Below are 483 nucleotides of genomic sequence, written 5' to 3'. Positions count from 1 at the left end.
GCCGACGAGCTGGGCGAGCCGAAGTGCGCGATCCCGCGTAACGAACAGACGATCCAGCCGCTGCAGCCCAGCCCGGACCAGGTCGAGTGGGCCGTCGACCGGGCCGTGCGCGGCACCCTGGACATCACCCGGCCGGACAACTACCTGAAGTCGAACACCCCGTCCTACTCGCCGCAGGGGTACTTCCCGCTCGACGTGATCGAGAACGGGTACGCCGGGGTTCCGGCCCAGGTCGAGCTGGCCGTCCTGGCCCAGGAGACGAACCTCTCCCAGGCGTCCTGGCACGCCGTGCCCGGGGACACCGGCAACCCGCTGATCTCGGCGTACTACGGCAGCTACGACCCGGACGTCATCAACTACGCCAAGGCTGACTGCGGGTACGGCATCGGCCAGGTGACCACCGGTATGTCGGTGACCGACAACGTCTACTCGATCGACGAGCAGATCGCGATCTCGATCGACTACGCGGCCAACATCGCGGCG

1 pseudogene is annotated in these 483 nt (G+C 67.7%); it reads left to right on the top strand.

The window, feature by feature from the left end:
- A pseudogene (locus Ato02nite_RS51195) lies at positions 1-483 on the top strand (hypothetical protein); the annotation flags it as partial.

Origin of the sequence: Paractinoplanes toevensis (assembly GCF_018332695.1) — a bacterium.
Lineage (GTDB): Bacteria > Actinomycetota > Actinomycetes > Mycobacteriales > Micromonosporaceae > Actinoplanes > Actinoplanes toevensis.
The sequence above is the reverse complement of the archived record's forward strand: the minus strand, read 5'-3'. Positions and strand labels throughout refer to the sequence as shown.